The sequence below is a fragment of the Methylobacterium aerolatum genome, from assembly GCF_022179085.1.
In the GTDB taxonomy this organism is placed as follows: Bacteria; Pseudomonadota; Alphaproteobacteria; order Rhizobiales; family Beijerinckiaceae; genus Methylobacterium; species Methylobacterium aerolatum.
In genome coordinates this window covers 44,622-61,838 of record NZ_BPQE01000039.1, presented here as the reverse complement: position 1 = coordinate 61,838, position 17,217 = coordinate 44,622, and the positions used below count along the sequence as shown (strand labels likewise).

Here is a 17,217-nt window from a genome sequence, read left to right as displayed (position 1 = left end):
CGCCAGCGATGACGGACGCCCAGAAGGTCGAGCGGTGGATCGACCGGTTCCCGCCGATCCGCGCGCTCAGCCCAGCGCATCTCCAGATCGCCCGGGGAACGGTGCATTTCCCGGTGCTGGAGGCCGGGGCCACGGCCTACGAACTCGACGGCGACTGCGCCAACTACCTGATGTGCCTGGAGGGCCGGACACGCGTTTTCCGCATGTCGGAGGGCGGGCGCGAGGTGCTGATCTACAAGGTCGGCCCCGGCGGGACCTGCGCCCTGACCACGCAATGCCTCCTCTCGGGCGGCACCTTCCCCGCGCAGAGCATCGCCGAGGAGCGCACCGAACTCGCGGCCCTGCCGGTGAGCACGTTCCAGCACCTGATGGACGACAGCGCCGCCTTCCGCAGCTTCGTCATGGACGATTACACGCGGCTGATGTCGGGCCTGTTCACGCTGATCGACGAGGTCGCCTTCGCGCCCCTCAAGCAGCGGCTGGCGCAACGCCTCCTGGCCGAGGCCGGAGCCAAGGGCATCGCCGCCGTCACCCACCAGAAGCTGGCGGACGATGTCGGCAGCGTGCGCGAGGTCGTCAGCCGGATCCTGGCGCAATGGGCCGAGGCGGGCCTGATCGAACTCCGCCGGGGCGCCATCGAGATCGTCGAGCGTACCAGCTTGGCGGCCGCGGGACGGCGATGACCGGCGGCAGGCGGATCGCTGCCTCGGGGACGAGGCCGGCAGCTGATCGGGCTCGTCACCGACGACCCGTACCAGCCCATCCCGATGACGATGCTCGGCTACGTCGAGCTACTGGAGCGAGAATTGCAGGCGCTCCATCGCGCTGGCCCTGGTGGAGGGCGGACGCGACCTGATAGGCAGGACGCTCCACGTCACGACCCCAAAAGGTTTCACCACGGCGACGGTGGCCGAGCCCGTCTTCTTCGATCCCAGAGGGGAAGCGCATCCATGCTTGAGGCCCGCGACCGCACCGCCCGTCTCCTGCCGCTCGACCGCAAGGCGGCCGCCCCGGCCCAGGGCGGCGTCACGATCCGCCCGGCCGAGGCCGAGGCGCGGTTCTCGCTCCGCCTGCGCGGCACCGTCGCCACGGCGGCGGGACTTCGCCTCGACGGCCGGATCAACACGGTCTCCGGCGACGCGCGCCGCTGGGCCGCCCGCCTCGGGCCGGACGAGTGGCTGATCGGCGCGCCCGAGACCGATGCCGACCTGCTGGCGGCGGCCATCGGCGGCGACCTCGCGGGCCGGGTGCATTCCCTGGTCGACGTCTCGCATCGGAACGTCGGCATCGAGGTGGGCGGCGCGCTGGCTGCGGTCGCCCTCGACGCGGGCTGCCCCCTCGACCTCGGTGACGCCGCCTTCCCCGTGGGCAGCGCCACCCGCACCCTGCTCGGCAAGGCGGAGATCGTGCTAATCCGCCGCCCGGGAGCCGTGCCGACCTACCGTGTCGAGTGTTGGCGGTCCTTCTCGACCTACGTGTACGGTCTGTTGCAGGAAGCCGCCTTCGGGGTGGGTCCGTCGGAGAGAGCCGCCGCGCGATGATCAGCGCCTTCGATCTGTTCAAGATCGGCATCGGTCCGTCAAGTTCGCACACGATCGGCCCGATGGTGGCGGCGCAGCGCTTCCGCGGGCGCGTCGCAGGGTTGCCCCACACCGTGCGCATCACCGCCGAGATCTTCGGCTCCCTCGCCTGGACCGGGCGCGGCCACGGCACCGACCTCGCGATCTTCCTCGGCCTCCTCGGCCACGCGCCCGCCACCGTCGATCCCGACCGGGTGGCCGGGTACGCGGCGGCCCTCGCCGAGACGGGCGACCTCGGCCTGCCCGGCATCCGCTTCGACTGCGCCCGCGACCTGATCTTCAATCTCACCGAGATCCTGCCGCGCCATACCAACGGCATGAGGTTCCGCGCCTTCGACGCGGCCGGCACGCTGCGCGACGAGGTGGTCTGCTTCTCCATCGGCGGCGGCTTCGTGGAGGAGGAGGGCGAAGAGACGCTGGCAACCCTCGACGCCGTCCCGGTGCCGTTCCCCTTCGAGAGCGGAGCCGACCTGCTGCGGATGTGCGCCGAGAGCGGCCTGTCGATCGCGCAGGTGCAGATGGCCAACGAGCGGACGCTCCGCTCCGAGGCCGAGATCGGGGACGGGCTCGACGCGATCCGCGACGCGATGCTCGCCTGCATCGGTCGTGGCTTGCGCATGGATGGCGAGTTGCCGGGGGGCCTGAAGGTCCGCCGCCGGGCCAAGCGGCTCCATGCGACGCTCGACGCCAACCGGCTCTCCAACAGCCGCCCGGCCCACGAGATCATGGACTGGATCAGCCTCTTCGCCCTGGCGGTGAACGAGGAGAACGCGGCGGGCGGGCGCATCGTCACCGCGCCCACCAACGGCGCGGCGGGCATCGTGCCGGCGGTGCTGCGCTACATCGTCGATTTCTGCTCCGGCTGGAACGAGGCGCGGGGGCGCGACTACCTCCTCACCGCCGCCGCCATCGGCGGCCTGATCAAGCGCCGCGCCTCGATCTCCGGCGCCGAGGTCGGCTGCCAGGGAGAGGTCGGCTCGGCCTCGGCGATGGCGGCGGCGGGCCTCGCCGCGATCCTCGGCGGACAGGCTCCCCAGGTCGCCAACGCCGCCGAGATCGCGATGGAGCACCATCTCGGCATGACCTGCGACCCGATCGGCGGCCTGGTGCAGATCCCCTGCATCGAGCGCAACGCCTTCGGCGCCAACAAGGCGGTGGCCGCCGCCTCCCTCGCGCTCCACGGTGACGGGGTGCATTTCGTGAGCCTGGACCAGGTCATCGAGACCATGCGCCAGACCGGTCACGACATGCAGGACAAGTACAAGGAGACCTCCCGCGGCGGGCTGGCGGTGAACGTCGCGGCCTGCTGAGGCCGCGCGTCCCCCGACCGCCGATCAGGCGTCGGCCGGAGCGGGCAGCGCGAAGCCCCGCACGTCGTGCCCCTCCGCCGCGAGCGTCGCTACGAGATCGTCCGGCGCCAAGGTGATGGTCCGGGTGCTCACCAGCGGGTGGACGTTGATCCGCTCCTCGGCCAGCAGGCTGTCCTGCACGAAGACCTGCACGCTCCCCGGCGCGGCGTTCAGCGCGGCCAGCGGCGAGACGGCGCCGCTCTCGACGCCGAGCTGCTCGCGCAGGGCCTCGGCGCTGGCGAAGGAGAGGCCGCCACGCGCCCCGAGCACGGCGCGGAACGCCTTCAGATCGACCCGGGCGTCGTGGTGCAGGGTGACGAGGAAGAAGGTCTTCTTCCCGTCGCGCAGGAACAGGTTCTTGGTGTGCGCGCCGACGATGTCGCCGCAGACCGCCATCATCGCCTCGACGGTGAGGACCGGCGGGTGCTCGGAGTGCTTGTAGACGATGCCGCGCTCGCGCAGCTTGGCCAGGAGGTCGTCGGAGGTCAGGGGCATCGGGGTCCTCATCGGTGGTCGGAGGCCGGCGGCGCGAGGACGCCGATCCGCCGGAGGGCGCACCTTTCACGATCTTCGGGCGGCGTCGATATAGACGCTCCTCCAGGACGGGCGCCGCGCCCGCGGGAGGGGAATGGCCCTCGACGGTCTCGATCCGCCCCCGCCGCGCCTGCCCGTCGGCGTGGGGCAATGGCGACGGAGGTCGTGCCGACATCGACCACCATGACGTCCCCCGCCTCCGGCACGTCGGGCTCGACGCCGACATCGATCCAGTGGCGGCCGAAGATGACGTCGATGTCGGCGGCGAAGACCTCGGGGCTGAGGTAGAATGCGGCGGGCAGGGTGTAGCCGGGACGGCGCTCGCGCAGGAGCCGCTGAAGCGGGGTCGGCGTCACGTCGAGCATGGGGCCTGCGAAGCCAATCAAGCCCGGAAACGATCGCCGTCGGGATAGGCCGCCGCTGCCACCGCAGCGACAGTCCCTTGGCCGACCGCGGCGTGCCGCCGACTCGCCCGTCGCGGGCATCGGGGCGCGAACGCGACGATGCGGGCGGCGATGACGATAGGCATGGCCTGTCGCCCCGGCCGGGACCCGTCGCCTCGTCATCGTGGGCGTGCGGGGCCTATGACGGCAGGGCAGGCCGGAACAACCGGCCGCCCTGCCTCGCCTGGGAGTGAACATGACGCCGAACCCGTCCCGTGGCCTCGCCGCCGCGCTCGCCTGCCTCGGCCTCGGCCTCGGACCGCTGCCGGTCATGGCTCAGGAAACCAAGGCGACCGCCACCCCGCCGGCGACCGTCCAGGTGGACAAGGGCTCGGCGCTCTACGGCCGGCCGGAGGGGGGCGGCGCGGCCAAGCTCGCACCGGTGGCGGGGCCGCCGATCGCGACAGCGGCCGCCAAGCTGCCCGTCGCCCAGCTGAAGGTGCCGGACGGCTTCAGGATCGAGGTCTATGCCAGCGGGATCGCCAACGCGCGATCCATGACGCAGGCGCCGGACGGGACCGTGTTCGTCGGCACCCGCACCGTCGGCAAGGTCTACGCCGTCCTCCCGCAGGCCGGTGCGGACGGCACCCACGAGGTCAGGACCATCGCCACCGGGCTGCACCGCCCGAACGGCGTCGCCTTCCACGACGGCGCCCTCTACGTCGCGGAACTGTCCAAGATCTGGCGATACGACGACATCCTCACGCATCTCGACGGCGGCGAGAAGCCCCGGCTCGTCTACGACGACCTGCCGAAGGACGAGGCGCATGGCTGGAAGTTCATCGCGATCGGTCCCGACGACAAGCTTTACGTCCCGGTCGGCGCGCCGGGCAACATCCAGCTTCCGCCCGACACCCATGCCCAGATCCGCCGGATGGACCTCGACGGCAAGAACGCCGAGGTGATCGCGCGGGGGGTGCGCAATTCGGTCGGCTTCGACTGGAACCCGAAGACCAAGCAGCTCTGGTTCACCGACAACGGCCGCGACTGGGTGTCGGAGGACATCCCCAACGACGAGCTCAACGTCGTGACGGATCCCGGAAAGCAGCATTTCGGCTATCCGTTCTGCCACCAGGGGACCTTCACCGATCCGGAATACGGCTGGGGCCATTCCTGCAGCGAGTTCACTGCGCCCGCCGCCCTGCTCGGGCCGCACACGGCCTCCCTCGGCATGAGGTTCTACACCGGCACGCAGTTCCCGGCCGATTACCGGGACCAGATCTTCATCGCCCGGCACGGCTCCTGGAACCGCACCGCCAAGCTCGGAGGCGACGTGGTGCTCGCCAGGACCGGGCCCGACGGCAAGATCGCCGCGACCGAGCCGTTCGTGACCGGCTTCCTGCAGGACAACAAGTATGTCGGGCGGCCCGTCGACGTCCTCGTCGCCAGGGACGGCTCGCTCCTCGTCTCGGACGACTACAACGGCGCGATCTACCGCGTGAGCTACGCCCGATGAGGGGTTCGCGAAAGGCGTTCCGGGCCCTGCCCGGCCTCGCCGCCGCCTGCCTGGCCGGAGCCGCCCTGGCAGCCCCGGCTGCCGATGACCCCGTGCCCGGGCGCCTCGCCGCCTGCGTCGGCTGCCACGGGGCGGGAACCTCCACGACCGAGGGGGTCCCCTCCCTCGGGGCGCAGCCGGCGGATTACGTCGTCACGCAGCTCTTCCAGTTCCGGGAGAAGCAGCGGGAGGCGGCACCGATGAACGACATCGCCGCCGGGTTCTCCGACGACGACCTCAGGGCCTACGCGGACGCCATCGCGACCCTGCCTCCGCCCGCCCGGTCCGGCGCGGCACCGGACGACGCGCTCAAGGATCGCGCCCAGGCGATCATCGGCAAACACCAGTGCACGTCCTGCCACGGGGCCGACCTCGCGGGGCACGATGCGATCCCGCGCATCCGGGCCCAGCGGGAGGAGTACCTCGCCAAGGCCCTGACCGCCTACCGGTCCAACGCGCGACCGGGCTACGACCCGGCGATGAACGAGGTCGCGCAGGACCTCAAGGACGACGAGATCCGCGATCTCGCCGCCTACATCGCGCGGCTCTGACGTGCCGACACGACGCCCCCCATCCCAGGGACAGGAACCGGACCCGCCCCTGGGGAGCGCCTCCATCCCGTCGCACCATCGAGGGTGACCCCATGCCGGCGCTGGATCTCGTGCGGGCCGCAGCGGCGGGACTGGCCTTGTCCTGGGCCGCGTTCGCGGCGCAGGCGGCCGACTATCCCGCTCCCAGGGCGGGCGACTGGACGGTCAGGGACTTCCGGTTCCACACGGGTGACGTGCTGCCGGAGTTGCATCTGCACTACGTCACCATCGGGGATCCGAAGGGCGAGCCCGTGGTGGTCCTGCACGGCACCACGGGCTCGACGGCCAGCATGCTGACGGCCGGCTTCGCCGGGGAGCTGTTCGGCCCCGGACAGCCCCTCGATGCGTCGCGGTATTACATCGTGATCCCGGACGCGATCGGCCACGGGAAGTCGTCCAAGCCGTCGGACGGGCTGAAGACGCGCTTCCCGAAATACAATTACGACGACATGGCCGAGGCACAGTATCGGCTCCTGACCGAGCATCTCGGCCTCACGCACGTTCGCCTCATCATCGGCAATTCGATGGGGGGCATGCACACCTGGATCCTGGGCGTGACCCATCCCGGCTACGCGGACATCCTCGTCCCCATGGCGTCCCAGCCGAGCGAGATGGCGAGCCGCAACTGGATGCTGCGCAGGCTCCTCGTCGAATCGATCAGGCGCGACCCGACCTACGCCGGCGGCGAGTACACCCGTCAGCCTCCGTCGCTGCGGGTCGCCAACGTGTTCTTCGCCCTCGCCACCAGCGGCGGCACGCTGGCCCTGCAGAAGCAGGCCCCGACCGGCGACCGGGCCGACCAGGTGGTGGATGCCCGCCTCGGAGCGCCGTTCAACGCCGACGCCAACGACTACATCTACCAATGGGAGGCGTCCCGCGGCTACGACCCCTCGCTGGGGCTGGAGACGATCAGGGGCACCGTGCTGGCCATCAACTCCGCCGATGACGAACGCAACCCGCCCGAAACCGGGATCATGGAGCGCGACATCAAGCGGCTGAAGTCGGGGCGCCTGTACCTGATACCGGCCAGCCCCGAGACCTCCGGCCACGGCACCACGGCCTTCGCCCGATTCTACAGGCAACCGCTGGAGGACGTCCTCCTGACCGCACCGAAGCTGCCGATGTAGCCCGGCCCCGCCAACGCGATCGGCCTACCCGGCGGCGCCGAGGAGCGGCAGCCACGCCGCCAGCGCCAGCAAGGCGGCCAGCAGCACGGGCGGGGTAACGACGAGGCCGACCTTCATGTACTGGCCCCAGGTGATGGTCCGGCCCTTGCCGGCGAGGACGTGCAGCCAGAGCAGCGTCGCGAGGCTGCCGATCGGGGTGAACTTCGGCCCGAGGTCGCAGCCGATGACGTTGGCGTAGATCATGAGTTCGCGGGTCAGCGGCGACAGGTCCGGGGCTTGCTGGATCGAGAGCGCGCCGACCAGCACGCTCGGCATGTTGTTCATCACCGACGACAGGATCGCCGCCGCGAAGCCGGTGCCGACCGTGGCGACCCACGGACCGTGCCCGGCGAGCCAGACCAGTCCCTTGGCCAGCGCGTCGGTCAGCCCGGCGTTCCGCAGGCCGTAGACCACGAGGTACATGCCGAGGCTGAAGAGGACGATCTGCCAGGGGGCGCCGGCCAGCACCCTGCGGATCGGGATGGTCCCGCCCCGCTTCGCGAGCAGCAGGAGCACCGCCGCGCCGGCACAGGTCACGGCCGACACCGGCACCCCGAACGGCGCGGTCACGAAGTAGGCGAGCAGGAGGACACCGAGCAGCGGGAACGCCGCCCGGAACACGAGCGGATCACGGATCGCCTCGGCCGGGCGTTCCAGGGCGTCCACGGAATAGGCCGCCGGCACGTCGCGCCGGAAGGAGACCCACAGCACCAGCAGGGTCGCCGCCAGGGAGACGAGGTTCACCGGCACCATCACCGCCGCGTACCGGCCGAAGGTCACGTCGAAGAAGTTGGCCGAGACGATGTTGACGAGGTTGGAGATCACCAGCGGCAGGGAGGTCGAATCCGCCACGAAGCCGCAGGCGACGATGAAGGCGAGCGCCGCCGCCGGCTCGACGTCGAGCCGCACCAGGATCGCCAGCACGATCGGCGTCAGCAGCAGCGCGGCGCCGTCGTTGGCGAACACCGCCGCGATGGCCGCGCCGAGGAGCACGACCAGGGGAAACAGCCGCCGGCCCCTCCCGCCGCCCCAGCGGGCGACGTGGAGCGCCGCCCAGTGGAAGAACCCGGCCTCGTCGAGCAGCAGCGAGACGACGATGAGCGCCACGAAGGTGAAGGTGGCATCCCAGACGATGTGCCAGACCACCGGGACGTCGCCCGGATGGATCACCCCCGTGGCCAGCGCGACGCCCGCGCCGGCCAGCGCGCTCCACCCGATCCCGAGGCCCCCGGGCTGCCAGATGACGAACACGAGGGTCGTGAGGAAGATGGCGAGTGCGAGCATCCGGGCGGTGTCTTCCTGTCGGTCGGCGCGAGGCTCAGGCGGTGGCGACGCGGCGGCCGTGCCCGTCCACGACCCGCTCGCCATCCTCCTTGACGAACTCGCCCCGCTGGGCCGGCAGGAGATCCAGCACGGCCTCGGACGGGCGGCACAGGCGCACGCCCTTGGGCGTGACGACCAGCGGGCGGTTGAGGAGGATCGGGTGCGCCTCGATCGCATCGAGCAGGTGCGCGTCGGTCAGCGCCGGATCGCCGAGGTTCAGCGCGGCGAACGGAGTGCCCTTCTCCCGCAGCACGTCGCGGACGCCGAGGCCGGCGCGGGCGAGGAGCTGGACCAGGAGCGCCCGGGTGGGCGGGGTCTTGAGGTACTCGATCACATGCGGCTCGAGTCCGGCGTTGCGGATCATCGCCAGGGCGTTGCGCGACGTGCCGCACGCGGGGTTGTGGTAGATCACGACGTCGAACGGGTCAGGCATGGGCGGTCTCTCCGGTCGGGGGACAGCAGGTGGCCAGCGCGGCCATGGCCGGGGCGCAGACCTCCGGGCGGCCCTGGCAGCACTCCTTCATCAGGAAGGCGATCAGGTCGGACAGCATCCCGTAGGCGGCGCTGTAGACGATGGAGCGGCCCTCGCGCCGCGAGGCGACCAGCCCGGCATGGCTCAGCTCCTTGAGGTGGTGGGACACGGTGGCGGCGGACACGCCGACCGCCTCGGCCAGCACACCGGACGCCATGCCCTCCGGCCCGGCAGTCACCAGCGCCCGGACGAGGCGCAGGCGGTGTTCCTGCGCGAGGGCCGTGAACGCGGCGAGGGCTTGCGGCTCGTCCATTTCCGATTCAATCTTCAAACGATCGTTTGAGTGTAAGGGACGACCGATCCTTGGACAAGCCGATGCCACCCTTCGATGACGGACTGCCGAACCTGAGCGCGGCGCATTTCGCGGTGCCGACCCGCGACCGCGTGGAGGCGGCCCCGGCCCTCGCCCACGCGCCCCGCTTCCTGATCCTCTACGGATCCCTGCGCGAGCGCTCGTTCAGCCGGTTCCTGGCCTTTGAGGCCGCCCGCCTCCTCGAAGCCATGGGCGGCGAGGTGAGGATCTACGATGCCCACGGCCTGCCCCTGCCGGACGACACGACCGCCGACCATCCGAAGGTGCAGGAACTGCGCGCGCTGTCGGTCTGGTCGGAGGGCCAGGTGTGGGTGTCCCCGGAGCGGCACGGCACCCTCACCGGGGTGATGAAGAGCCAGATCGACTGGCTGCCGCTCTCCGAGGGTAGCGTGCGGCCGACCCAGGGGCGCACCCTCGCGGTGATGCAGGTGTCGGGCGGCTCGCAGAGCTTCAACGCCGTGAACGCCCTGCGCCTCCTCGGCCGCTGGATGCGCATGATCACCATCCCCAACCAGTCGTCCGTGCCCATGGCCTACAAGGAGTTCGACGAGGCCGGCCGGATGAAGCCGGGGCCGCTCTACGAGCGCGTCGTGGACGTGTGCGAGGAACTGATGAAGTTCACGCTCCTGACCCGCGGGCGGGCGGACTACCTCGTGGACCGCTACAGCGAGCGCAAGGACCGCGAGCCGGACCGGTTGCGCGGCGTCGCCGCCGACATCGGCTTCGTGACGCGCTGAAGCGGCTTCAGTCGAACGCGGATCGCTGCGCGTCCTCGTCGCCGCCGGCGAGCGGGGGCGATCCGGACCTCCCGGAAATCGCCCTCGCCGGCCGTCCCGGGGGCGTCCCGGATGCGTCCCGGACCTTGGGCCCGTCACTCCCGGCCGGGCCGGGCAAGGGATTTCAGCGTGTCGACGAGCTGCCCCTCGAACAGCAGTGCCGAGCCGTAGTGGAACTCGGGGTCGAACCCGTGTTTCGCGTTCATCACCGACGAGGCGCTCTGCATCGCGATCAGGCGGCCGGCCTCGTCGAAGAGGCCGGACCCGGAGCCGCCGTAGCCGTCGTTGCAATCGTGGCGGGCGCGGCGGATCGCGCCCTCGCTCGGCGGGTCGATGCGCCGGATCGTGCAGCGCTCCAGGCTGCTGGGCCCGCGATAGTTCTCGTGGCCGGCCGGTGACACCATCGTCACCCGCACGGAGACCTCCCCCGTCGGCAGGTCCGGCGGCACGGGCAGGGGCTGCGGGACGGCATCCGCCGGGCTCGCGAGGCGCAGGATCGCCCAGTCGTCGGTGATGTGCAGGGCGTCGGCGCCGGGGGCCGTCCCCAGGCGGAGGCTGTCCGCCGCGAACTCGTAGTTGCGGCCGGCGATCTGGAAGTAGCAGTCGGAGACCGGCCGGGTCTGCTCCAGGCGCCGGTCGCGGAAGTTGTGCGCATTGAGCACGACCAGGGACGGGTCCGCCACCAGCCACGCCGCCGCCGCCTTCTGCGGCACGCCGTCCGGCCGGCGGCACCAGAGCACGCCCGCGCCCTTGTAGTGGTCGAGGTCGGCGCCGGTCAGGTCCCGGCGCCCGTCCTGCGGGTAGAGCGCGGCCGTCGCGAGGCCGCCTCCGCCGAGGAACGGCACAGCCAGGAGGCACAGGTGCCATGCGCGCCCGCGTCCCATCCCACCTCCCTCGTCCTTCGCGCCGATCGTTCTGCACCGGCTTGACCGCCATGAGTGAGGGCGGTTTCCGGCCGCGTCAAGCAGCGCGGGCCCGTTCCATACTCCCCGATGCCAGTTGCCGATTCCTCCCGGAAACAAATAACCGAGATCCTAGAGACATTCGAGGGTTGATATCGATAAAAATGAGGGGCGATACCGGTCGTAATAAAACTTTTCTAAGAGTTGAACGTCAAGCAAGTCTTTCGACAGGCCGGAATCAACAAGATCGACTTTCAGTTTATCTTGCATCGCACAATCATCAGCCGCGAGGCCTCAAGGCGTGGCGGTCCGGCGAGGAGATGCACAATGAGGTTGAGACAACTTTCGCGCTCGGTGTCGGTGCTGGCGATGGTCGCGGTCGCACCGCTCGGCCTGGCCGGGACCGCGTTCGCCAACGACAAGCTCAATGAGCTGGCGAAGAGCGAAGACAACTGGGTGATGCCCGGTAAGAACTACGACTCGAACAACTACAGCGAGCTGACGCAGATCAACAAATCGAACGTCAAGCAGCTGAAGCCGGCTTGGACCTTCTCCACCGGCCTGCTCAACGGCCACGAGGGCGCGCCCCTGGTGGTGGACGGCAAGATGTACGTCCACACCTCGTTCCCGAACTACACCTTCGCGCTCGATCTCGACGACCCGGGCCACATCCTGTGGCAGGACAAGCCGAAGCAGAACCCGGCCGCCCGCTCGGTCGCCTGCTGCGATCTCGTCAACCGCGGGTTGGCCTACTGGCCGGGCGACGGCAAGACGCCGCCGCTGATCCTGAAGACGCAGCTCGACGGCCATGTGGCGGCGCTCAACGCCAACACCGGCGAGACGGTGTGGAAGATCGAGAACTCCGACATCAAGGTCGGCTCGACCCTGACCATCGCCCCCTACGTGGTGAAGGACAAGGTGATCGTCGGCTCCTCGGGCGCCGAGCTCGGCGTGCGCGGCTACCTGACCGCCTACGACGTGAAGACCGGCGCCCAGGTGTGGCGGGCCTACGCGACGGGGCCCGACCAGGACCTGCTGCTGGCCGACGACTTCAACATCAAGAACGCCCATTACGGCCAGAAGAACCTCGGCACGACCACCTGGGAGGGCGACGCCTGGAAGATCGGCGGCGGCACCAACTGGGGCTGGTACGCCTACGACCCCGGCACGAACATGATCTACTTCGGCACCGGCAACCCGGCGCCGTGGAACGAGACCATGCGGCCGGGCGACAACAAGTGGACCATGACCATCTTCGGCCGCGACGCCGATACGGGCCAGGCCCATTTCGGCTACCAGAAGACGCCGCATGACGAGTGGGACTACGCCGGCGTCAACGTGATGATGCTGTCCGAGCAGAAGGACAAGGACGGGAAGATGAGGAAGCTCCTCACCCACCCGGACCGCAACGGCATCGTCTACACCCTCGACCGGACGGACGGCTCCCTCGTCTCGGCGAACAAGATCGACGACACGGTCAACGTGTTCAAGTCGGTGGACCTGAAGTCCGGCACCCCGGTCCGCGATCCGGAATACGGCACCCGGATGGACCACCTCGCCAAGGACATCTGCCCCTCGGCGATGGGCTACCACAACCAGGGCCACGATTCGTACGATCCGAAGCGCCAGGCCTTCTACATGGGCATCAACCACATCTGCATGGATTGGGAGCCCTTCATGCTGCCCTACCGGGCGGGTCAGTTCTTCGTCGGCGCGACGCTGAACATGTATCCCGGCCCGAAGGGTGACCGGCAGAACTACGAGGGCCTCGGCCAGATCAAGAGCTACAACGCCATCACCGGCAAGTTCAACTGGGAGAAGATGGAGCGCTTCGCGGTCTGGGGCGGCACCACCGCCACCGCCGGGAACATCGTGCTCTACGGGACGCTCGACGGCTTCATCAAGGCGCGGGACTCCGACAACGGAGACCTGCTCTGGAAGTTCAAGCTTCCCTCCGGGGCGATCGGCTACCCGATCACCTACAACCACAAGGGCACGCAGTACGTCGCCATCAACTACGGCGTCGGCGGCTGGCCGGGTGTGGGCCTCGTCTTCGACCTTCAGGACCCGACGGCCGGCCTCGGCGCGGTGGGCGCGTTCAAGAAGCTCGCCAACTACACGCAGATGGGCGGCGGCGTGATCGTGTTCTCGCTGGACGGCAAGGGTCCCTACGACGACCCGAACGTCGGCGAGTACCAGCAGGCGGCCGTGAAGTAACGCCACGACGACATCCCTCGCCGGCCTCCGGGCCGGCGAGGGCCACGGGGCGGCGCCTGCCCCCGGCGGACACGCCATGTCCGAAGCCAGCGCGCCAACACTTAAGCACAGCATCAGGGATCAACGCCCATGCCGCTCCTCGGCGGATTCTTTCGCGCGGCGACCTGCGCCGCCGCCCTCCTCGCGCTCCTCCCCCTCGGCGGGCAGGCGCAGGCCCAGGAATCGGAGGCCCAGGCCGTCCAGTCGGACGCCAGGAAAGCCCCGGTGGCGGTGGCCGCCGACCCCTCGACGCTGCGGATCTGCGCCTCCGAGAAGCAGCCGCCCCTGTCGATGAAGGACGGGTCCGGCCTGGAGAACCGCATCGCGGTGGCGGTCGCCGAGGCGATGGGCCGGAAGCCGGCCTTCGTCTTCCTCGACAAGCCGGCGATCTACCTCGTCCGCGACGGCCTGGAGAAGCGCCTCTGCGACGTGGTGGTCGGCCTCGACAGCGACGACCCGCGGGTGCTGACCACCAAGCCCTATTACCGCGCCGGCTACGTCTTCCTGACGAAGGCCGACAGCAACCTCGACATCGCCTCGTGGAAGGACCCGCGCCTCAAGACCATCGACCACATGGTGGTGCCCTTCGGCTCCCCCGGCGAGGCGATGCTCAAGGACATCGGCCGCTACGAGGAGGACATGGCCTACCTCTACTCACTGGTCGGCTTCCGCGCCCCGCGCAACCAGTACACGCAGATCGATCCCGGCCGCCTCGTGAGCGAGGTGGCGCAGGGCAAGGCGGCGGTGGGCGTGGCCTTCGCCCCCGACATCGCCCGCTACGTGAAGGAGTCCGCCGTGCCCCTGCGCATGGCCCCGGTCCCGAACGACACGGTGACGAGCGACGGCCGCAAGATGCCGCAGGATTTCGACCAGTCCATGGGCGTGCGCAAGGACGACGCGGCCCTGAGGGAGGCGCTCGATGCCGGCATCGCGAAGGCCAAGCCGCAGATCGACGCCATCCTGAAGCAGGACGGCGTGCCCGTCATCGCCACCAACTGAACCCGCCCCGGCGGTTCTCTCAAGAAAGATGCGAAGTCTTCGTATGAATGGATCACAGCGACTTCTGACGGTAGCCCTCGCCCTCGGCGCGGTGGGACTTGCGGGAATGGGGCTTGCGGGGGCGGTGTTCGCCCAGCCGCAGGCGGGGGCGCAGAGCGGCCTCGTCTTCCGCAACACCATCACCGGCGAGGCCATGGACCTCACCGAGGGCAAGCCCGGCGGGCGCGACACGCCCGCGGTGAAGACGTTCTTCCAGACCGGCAAGAACATCTACATCGACGACAAGTCCTGCCTGCGCAACGGCGAGAGCCTGTACCTCACCTCGTGCTCGGGCTGCCACGGGCACCTCGCGGAGGGCAAGGTCGGCCCCGGCCTCAACGACAACTACTGGACCTATCCGGCCAACACCGAGGATACCGGGCTGTTCGCGACCCTCTGGGGCGGCGCCAACGGCATGATGGGCCCGCACAACGAAGACCTGAACCCGGACGAGATGCTGCAGGTGATCGCCTGGATCCGGCACCTCTACACCGGGCCGGTCAAGGATGCCCTCTGGCTGAACGACGAGCAGAAGAAGAACTACACGCCGTTCAAGGAGGGACAGCACTTCGCCAAGGACGCGCCGGGCCAGTGCAAGCCCCTGGCGGACTGAGCGGTCCAGCGAGGAACGGCCCCGGATCACGGGGCGAGGAAACGAGGAGAAGGCAGATGCGCAAGACGATTGGTGTGGCCATGCTGTTCGCGGCGGCGGCTTTCGCGGGCCCGGCGCTCGCCTACGACGGGCAGACCTGCAAGGCGCCCGGCAACTGCTGGGAGCCGAAGCCCGGCTTCCCGGAGAAGGTGGCGGGGACGAAGTACGACCCGAAGCACGACCCCAAGGAAATCTCCAAGCAGGCGGACTCCATCAAGCAGATGGAGGAGCGCAACAAGAAGCGCGTCGACAACTTCAAGAAGACCGGCAAGTTCGAATACGACGTCGCCAAGATCACGAACTGAGCGTCACGGGCATGGGCCGCCCCGGCCCATGCCCGCCCCGTTGCCCGATCGCAGAGTCCCCCATGAACCCTCCGCGCCCCGGCGACGCGATGCTGACCGATTGGCGCGAGGCGGCGGGCCGGTTCGAGGCCGAGGTCGCCAAGGCGGTGGTGGGGCAGGCCCGCGCCATCCGCCTCGTCACCATCGCGATCTTCGCCCGCGGCCACGTGATGCTGGAGGGCGATGTCGGCACCGGCAAGACCACCCTGCTCCGGGCCGTCGCCCGCGCCCTCGGCGGCGCCTACGAGCGGATCGAGGGCACGGTCGACCTGATGCCGACCGACCTGATCTACCACACCTTCCTCGGATCCGACGGCCGCCCCCGGGTCGAGCCCGGCCCGGTGCTGCGGCAGGCGGAAGACCTGTCGGTGTTCTTCTTCAACGAGATCAACCGCGCCCGGCCGCAGGTCCATGCGCTGCTGCTGCGCCTCATGGCCGAGCGCACGGTCACCGCCTTCGAGCGGGAGTGGCACTTCCCGAACCTCCAGGTCTTCGCCGACCGCAACCGCGTCGAGCGCGAGGAGACCTTCGAGTTGCCCGCCGCCGCGCGGGACCGGTTCCTGATGGAGATCGGCATGGAGGCGCCTCGCGACGCCGGGACCCGGAGGGCGCTGGCCTTCGATCCGCGCTTCCACGACACCGACCGGCTGATCGCCGAGGTGGCCCCGGCGGTGCTCGACCACGCGAGCATCGGCGGCATCGCCAGCGCCATCCAGCACGCGGTCGCGGCCGCCCCGGAGATCGAGACCTACGTGGTCGCGCTGTGGGATGCGCTGCTGCGCCCGGCCGAGGCCGGCATCCGCTTGGCCGGGATCGACATGGAGCACCTCGTGCAGGGGGGCGCCTCGCCCCGCGGCCTCGCCTTCCTCGTCCGGGCCGCCCGCGTCCGGGCGTGGCTGGAGGGCCGCGACTGGCTCGTGCCGGAGGACATCCGCGCGATCTTCCCCGACGTGATGGCCCACCGGATCTTCCTCGAACCGATCCACGAGATGCGCCGGGCCGAGATCGTCCCGGCCCTGTGCCGCGCGGTGTTCGACCGGGTGCCGGCCCCATGACCGGCGACCCGACGGGCGACCCGCCCTCCGCAGAGATCGTCTACCTGCCACGCTGGCGGCCCCGCGGCAGCCGCCCCGGCGCCCATCGCGGGCGGGATGCAGGCGGGCTGGGCACCTTCCGCGCCTCCGTTCCCTTCCTCAGCCAGCCCGACGCGCGGCGGATCGACATCCGCGCCAGCCTGCGCGACCCGTTCGAGGGCGTGCATGTCCGCCGCTTCGAGAGCCGCGTGCCGGTGGAGATCTACGCCCTCGTGGATCTCTCGGCCTCCATGCGCTACCGGGGCGAGGCCGACCGACTGGCGCTGGCGGCCGAACTCTGCGCCGGGCTCGCGGCCTCCGCGACGCGGATCGGCGACGGCTTCGGGCTGATCGCCGCCGACCGGACGATCCGCGCCGACCTGACCCTGCCGGCGACCCGCCACCGCAGCGCGGCCCGGTCCCTGGTGGGGCGGCTCGCGGGCGCCTCCTGCCGGGACGGGAGCGCCGAGGGGATGATCGAGGGGGCGCACCGGCTCCTCGGGCGGCCCAGGATGGTCTTCGTCGTCTCGGATTTCCGCTGGCCGGAGGATCTCGTCCGCCGGGTGTTCGGGGCGCTGGCGCTGCACGATACCGTGCCGGTCCTCCTCGCCGACCGCGCGGAGGACGAGGGCCTGCCCGACTGGGGGCTCGCCGAACTGGAGGATCTCGAAGGGGCCGGGCGGCGGCTCGTGTTCCTGCGGCCGTCCCTGCGGCGGCGCTGGATCGCCCGGGAGCGGGAGCGGCGCGAGGCGCTGGCCACGGCGGCGGCCGCGGCGGGCGCCCGCCGGCCTTTCCTCCTCGTCGACCGGTTCGATGCGCTGGCGCTGAGCCGCCACCTTCTCACGGCCTGA

18 protein-coding genes and 2 pseudogenes are annotated in these 17,217 nt (G+C 70.3%); 14 read left to right on the top strand and 6 right to left on the bottom strand.

Translation table 11 applies throughout. The annotated features are described in order from the left end of the window. The first annotated feature begins 8 nt into the window (after positions 1 to 8). The 4 genes and pseudogenes from MFF06_RS21275 (at position 9) to MFF06_RS21260 (ending at position 2,890) form a co-directional block, all read left to right on the top strand. A complete protein-coding gene (locus MFF06_RS21275; protein WP_238207905.1) occupies positions 9 to 683 on the top strand; it encodes a Crp/Fnr family transcriptional regulator in 675 nt (224 codons plus the stop codon). A 36-nt stretch (positions 684 to 719) separates the two neighbouring features. Further along, a pseudogene (locus MFF06_RS21270) lies at positions 720 to 958 on the top strand (glycine cleavage T C-terminal barrel domain-containing protein); the annotation flags it as partial. Further along, positions 951 to 1,541 carry a sarcosine oxidase subunit gamma gene (locus MFF06_RS21265; RefSeq protein ID WP_238207903.1) on the top strand — a complete coding sequence of 197 codons (591 nt, stop codon included), beginning with the start codon at positions 951 to 953 and terminating at the stop codon, positions 1,539 to 1,541. The pseudogene MFF06_RS21270 and the gene MFF06_RS21265, both read left to right, overlap by 8 nt. Next, a complete protein-coding gene (locus MFF06_RS21260; RefSeq protein WP_238207901.1) occupies positions 1,538 to 2,890 on the top strand; it encodes an L-serine ammonia-lyase in 1,353 nt (450 codons plus the stop codon). Before MFF06_RS21265 ends, MFF06_RS21260 begins: the two co-directional genes overlap by 4 nt. Before the next feature lie 24 nt (positions 2,891 to 2,914). Here the strand turns inward: MFF06_RS21260 and MFF06_RS21255 are convergent, their stop codons facing one another. Then, positions 2,915 to 3,424 (bottom strand): prolyl-tRNA synthetase associated domain-containing protein, encoded by a 510-nt coding sequence (locus MFF06_RS21255; RefSeq protein WP_238207899.1) that lies wholly within the window; start codon positions 3,422 to 3,424, stop codon positions 2,915 to 2,917. A 188-nt stretch (positions 3,425 to 3,612) separates the two neighbouring features. After that, positions 3,613 to 3,828 (bottom strand): annotated as a pseudogene (locus tag MFF06_RS22760) (aromatic ring-hydroxylating dioxygenase subunit alpha); the annotation flags it as partial. A 274-nt stretch (positions 3,829 to 4,102) separates the two neighbouring features. On the opposite strand from MFF06_RS22760, the gene MFF06_RS21245 reads away from it, so the two are divergent. The 3 genes from MFF06_RS21245 (at position 4,103) to MFF06_RS21235 (ending at position 7,118) form a co-directional block, all read left to right on the top strand. Continuing rightward, on the top strand, positions 4,103 to 5,362 hold the full coding sequence (locus MFF06_RS21245; RefSeq protein ID WP_238207887.1) for a PQQ-dependent sugar dehydrogenase: 1,260 nt from the start codon (positions 4,103 to 4,105) through the stop codon (positions 5,360 to 5,362). Beyond that, positions 5,359 to 5,952, top strand: coding sequence for a c-type cytochrome (locus MFF06_RS21240; protein ID WP_238207885.1), 594 nt, complete (start codon positions 5,359 to 5,361; stop codon positions 5,950 to 5,952). Before MFF06_RS21245 ends, MFF06_RS21240 begins: the two co-directional genes overlap by 4 nt. Positions 5,953 to 6,044: 92 nt before the next feature. After that, positions 6,045 to 7,118 (top strand): alpha/beta fold hydrolase, encoded by a 1,074-nt coding sequence (locus MFF06_RS21235; RefSeq protein WP_238207883.1) that lies wholly within the window; start codon positions 6,045 to 6,047, stop codon positions 7,116 to 7,118. Positions 7,119 to 7,142: 24 nt separating this feature from the next. Here MFF06_RS21235 and MFF06_RS21230 read toward each other — a convergent pair whose 3' ends face one another. From MFF06_RS21230 to MFF06_RS21220, 3 genes are read right to left on the bottom strand one after another with little or no spacing between them, the layout of a single operon-like run. Further along, positions 7,143 to 8,441, bottom strand: coding sequence for an arsenic transporter (locus tag MFF06_RS21230; RefSeq protein ID WP_238207881.1), 1,299 nt, complete (start codon positions 8,439 to 8,441; stop codon positions 7,143 to 7,145). A 34-nt stretch (positions 8,442 to 8,475) separates the two neighbouring features. Next, the gene (gene arsC, locus MFF06_RS21225) at positions 8,476 to 8,913 is read right to left on the bottom strand and encodes an arsenate reductase (glutaredoxin) (RefSeq protein WP_238207879.1); all 438 of its coding nucleotides are present in this window, start codon (positions 8,911 to 8,913) and stop codon (positions 8,476 to 8,478) included. After that, on the bottom strand, positions 8,906 to 9,265 hold the full coding sequence (locus tag MFF06_RS21220; protein WP_238207877.1) for an ArsR/SmtB family transcription factor: 360 nt from the start codon (positions 9,263 to 9,265) through the stop codon (positions 8,906 to 8,908). The genes arsC and MFF06_RS21220 overlap by 8 nt, the downstream gene beginning before the upstream one ends. Positions 9,266 to 9,315: 50 nt before the next feature. On the opposite strand from MFF06_RS21220, the gene arsH reads away from it, so the two are divergent. Further along, positions 9,316 to 10,062, top strand: coding sequence for an arsenical resistance protein ArsH (arsH, locus tag MFF06_RS21215; RefSeq protein ID WP_238207875.1), 747 nt, complete (start codon positions 9,316 to 9,318; stop codon positions 10,060 to 10,062). A gap of 134 nt (positions 10,063 to 10,196) precedes the next feature. Here arsH and MFF06_RS21210 read toward each other — a convergent pair whose 3' ends face one another. Next, the gene (locus tag MFF06_RS21210; RefSeq protein WP_238207873.1) at positions 10,197 to 10,985 is read right to left on the bottom strand and encodes a S1 family peptidase; all 789 of its coding nucleotides are present in this window, start codon (positions 10,983 to 10,985) and stop codon (positions 10,197 to 10,199) included. A 345-nt stretch (positions 10,986 to 11,330) separates the two neighbouring features. Here MFF06_RS21210 and MFF06_RS21205 point away from each other — a divergent pair, with 345 nt between their 5' ends. The 6 genes from MFF06_RS21205 (at position 11,331) to MFF06_RS21180 (ending at position 17,217) form a co-directional block, all read left to right on the top strand. Next, on the top strand, positions 11,331 to 13,220 hold the full coding sequence (locus MFF06_RS21205; protein ID WP_238207871.1) for a methanol/ethanol family PQQ-dependent dehydrogenase: 1,890 nt from the start codon (positions 11,331 to 11,333) through the stop codon (positions 13,218 to 13,220). A 129-nt stretch (positions 13,221 to 13,349) separates the two neighbouring features. Continuing rightward, on the top strand, positions 13,350 to 14,258 hold the full coding sequence (gene moxJ, locus MFF06_RS21200; protein ID WP_238207869.1) for a methanol oxidation system protein MoxJ: 909 nt from the start codon (positions 13,350 to 13,352) through the stop codon (positions 14,256 to 14,258). Between the two features lie 43 nt (positions 14,259 to 14,301). Then, complete coding sequence (gene moxG / locus MFF06_RS21195) at positions 14,302 to 14,910, top strand: cytochrome c(L), periplasmic (protein WP_370876730.1); 609 nt, start codon at positions 14,302 to 14,304, stop codon at positions 14,908 to 14,910. 56 nt (positions 14,911 to 14,966) lie between these two features. After that, entirely contained in the window at positions 14,967 to 15,254 is a 288-nt protein-coding gene (locus tag MFF06_RS21190) for a methanol dehydrogenase [cytochrome c] subunit (protein ID WP_238207867.1), read from the top strand. 62 nt (positions 15,255 to 15,316) lie between these two features. Next, complete coding sequence (locus MFF06_RS21185; RefSeq protein ID WP_238207865.1) at positions 15,317 to 16,348, top strand: AAA family ATPase; 1,032 nt, start codon at positions 15,317 to 15,319, stop codon at positions 16,346 to 16,348. After that, positions 16,345 to 17,217, top strand: a complete 873-nt coding sequence (locus MFF06_RS21180; RefSeq protein WP_238207864.1) for a DUF58 domain-containing protein — start codon at positions 16,345 to 16,347, stop codon at positions 17,215 to 17,217. The genes MFF06_RS21185 and MFF06_RS21180 overlap by 4 nt, the downstream gene beginning before the upstream one ends.

Excerpts from the sequence above, each read along its gene's own strand:
- MFF06_RS21275 (WP_238207905.1), top strand. The coding sequence starts at position 9 with ATGACGGACGCCCAGAAGGTCGAGCGGTGGATCGACCGGTTCCCGCCG.
- MFF06_RS21265 (WP_238207903.1), top strand. The coding sequence starts at position 951 with ATGCTTGAGGCCCGCGACCGCACCGCCCGTCTCCTGCCGCTCGACCGC.
- MFF06_RS21260 (WP_238207901.1), top strand. The coding sequence starts at position 1,538 with ATGATCAGCGCCTTCGATCTGTTCAAGATCGGCATCGGTCCGTCAAGT.
- MFF06_RS21255 (WP_238207899.1), bottom strand. The coding sequence starts at position 3,424 with ATGCCCCTGACCTCCGACGACCTCCTGGCCAAGCTGCGCGAGCGCGGC.
- MFF06_RS21245 (WP_238207887.1), top strand. The coding sequence starts at position 4,103 with ATGACGCCGAACCCGTCCCGTGGCCTCGCCGCCGCGCTCGCCTGCCTC.
- MFF06_RS21240 (WP_238207885.1), top strand. The coding sequence starts at position 5,359 with ATGAGGGGTTCGCGAAAGGCGTTCCGGGCCCTGCCCGGCCTCGCCGCC.
- MFF06_RS21235 (WP_238207883.1), top strand. The coding sequence starts at position 6,045 with ATGCCGGCGCTGGATCTCGTGCGGGCCGCAGCGGCGGGACTGGCCTTG.
- MFF06_RS21230 (WP_238207881.1), bottom strand. The coding sequence starts at position 8,441 with ATGCTCGCACTCGCCATCTTCCTCACGACCCTCGTGTTCGTCATCTGG.
- arsC (WP_238207879.1), bottom strand. The coding sequence starts at position 8,913 with ATGCCTGACCCGTTCGACGTCGTGATCTACCACAACCCCGCGTGCGGC.
- MFF06_RS21220 (WP_238207877.1), bottom strand. The coding sequence starts at position 9,265 with ATGGACGAGCCGCAAGCCCTCGCCGCGTTCACGGCCCTCGCGCAGGAA.
- MFF06_RS21210 (WP_238207873.1), bottom strand. The coding sequence starts at position 10,985 with ATGGGACGCGGGCGCGCATGGCACCTGTGCCTCCTGGCTGTGCCGTTC.
- MFF06_RS21205 (WP_238207871.1), top strand. The coding sequence starts at position 11,331 with ATGAGGTTGAGACAACTTTCGCGCTCGGTGTCGGTGCTGGCGATGGTC.
- moxJ (WP_238207869.1), top strand. The coding sequence starts at position 13,350 with ATGCCGCTCCTCGGCGGATTCTTTCGCGCGGCGACCTGCGCCGCCGCC.
- moxG (WP_370876730.1), top strand. The coding sequence starts at position 14,302 with ATGAATGGATCACAGCGACTTCTGACGGTAGCCCTCGCCCTCGGCGCG.
- MFF06_RS21190 (WP_238207867.1), top strand. The coding sequence starts at position 14,967 with ATGCGCAAGACGATTGGTGTGGCCATGCTGTTCGCGGCGGCGGCTTTC.
- MFF06_RS21185 (WP_238207865.1), top strand. The coding sequence starts at position 15,317 with ATGAACCCTCCGCGCCCCGGCGACGCGATGCTGACCGATTGGCGCGAG.
- MFF06_RS21180 (WP_238207864.1), top strand. The coding sequence starts at position 16,345 with ATGACCGGCGACCCGACGGGCGACCCGCCCTCCGCAGAGATCGTCTAC.